General features: G+C 60.5%; 1 protein-coding gene. It reads left to right on the plus strand.

Features of this window, described 5'->3' with window-relative positions:
- Positions 1-276: 276 nt before the first annotated feature.
- A partial coding sequence (locus CXY78_RS00040) for an IS110 family transposase (protein WP_104087429.1) occupies positions 277-1,455 on the plus strand: 1,179 nt, incomplete at its 3' end.

Genomic DNA, 1,455 nt, shown 5'->3' on the forward strand with positions numbered 1-1,455 from the left:
AAATATCGAAGCCGCCAACACTAAGAATGGTTGGTGGGTGCCGGGGTTGTTGTCTGACTCGCTTTGCCAACTGACCATTCGTGTCTTTGTTTTGATCTGTCGGCAGCGATTCCCGGCGTCTGCCCGGGACTGAAACAGTTCCGGGTGCCGGCATCAGCCAGTCGGGGCGGACGTGACTTGATAGGAGCTTTGCAAACCACCATTAGTGTTCTGTCCGCTGTCCCGACCGATGATGCCTTCCACGAGAGACGAGAGTTAGGGAAGGACGTTGCCATTATGGCTGAGATCATTGGGAGCCTCTATGGAGGTATCGATACGCATAAGGACATTCATGTCGCCGCCGTCATCGATCACCTCGGACGGTTCGTTCAAACACGGTCATGCCCCACCAGCACAGCTGGCTACGAGGGTATGTGGGACTGGATGGAAAGCTTGGGCGCGATCGCTGCGATCGGTATTGAAGGCACCGGCTCCTATGGCGCTGGCGTGACCCGATACCTTCGGGGCCGTGGGGTGGTGATCAAGGAAGTCAACAGGCCCAACCGCCAGCTCCGGCGCCAGCGTGGGAAGAACGATGCCGTCGATGCTGAAGCTGCCGCGCGGGCTGTGCTCGCGGGGCACGCGGCCGGGGATCCGAAAACACAGGACGGGATTGCCGAATCCATCAGGCTCTACCGGCTGATGCTTCTCACGTTCCGCAAGGAACACACGGCCCTGATCAACACCTTGCGCAATGTTCTGCTCACGGGTCCCGACAGCCTGCGTCAACAGTTGGAAGCCATGCCATCGGCGACGCTCTTCCGGCACTGCTCACGCCTGCGCGTGGGGAACAACGTCAGCGACCCTGCGGAGGCCACCCGGGCCACTCTGCGCACACTGGCCCGTCAGATCAACGAGCTCGACACTCAGCTGGAGGAGATACGCACCCGACTCACGTGCCTGGTCACCGAGGCAAACCCCGAGCTCATCTCTGCCAAAGGCGTTGGCGTGGACTCAGCCTCCATTTTGCTCGTCGCCGCCGGGGACAACCCGGAACGGCTGCGCAATGAGGCTTCGTTCGCGGCGTTATGCGGCGTCTCGCCGATCGAAGCGTCATCCGGTAAAAACAGTCGGCACCGCCTGAACAGGGGAGGAAACCGTCAGGCGAACAACGCCCTCTGGCGGATCGCCATGAGCCGGGTTCAAACCGATCCGCGGACCAAAGAATACGTGGCCAGAAAGCGCTCCGAGGGAAGAACACCCAGGCATATCCTTCGCTGCCTCAAACGCTTCATCGCAAGGGAAATCTACCGTATCCTGACCGATCCACATCCGATCACTTCAGTCGAAGACCTCCGACCGAAACGAGTCGCCCTGGGCATGTCCATGCAGGTCACCGCCAATCACTGCGGCGTTGCTCAGGGCACCATCTCCCGCCTCGAACGCGGCATCAATGTCAACTACGACCTCGCCCGG

Source organism: Cryobacterium sp. N19 (assembly GCF_002929595.1).
GTDB classification, from domain to species: Bacteria; Actinomycetota; Actinomycetes; order Actinomycetales; family Microbacteriaceae; genus Cryobacterium; species Cryobacterium flavum.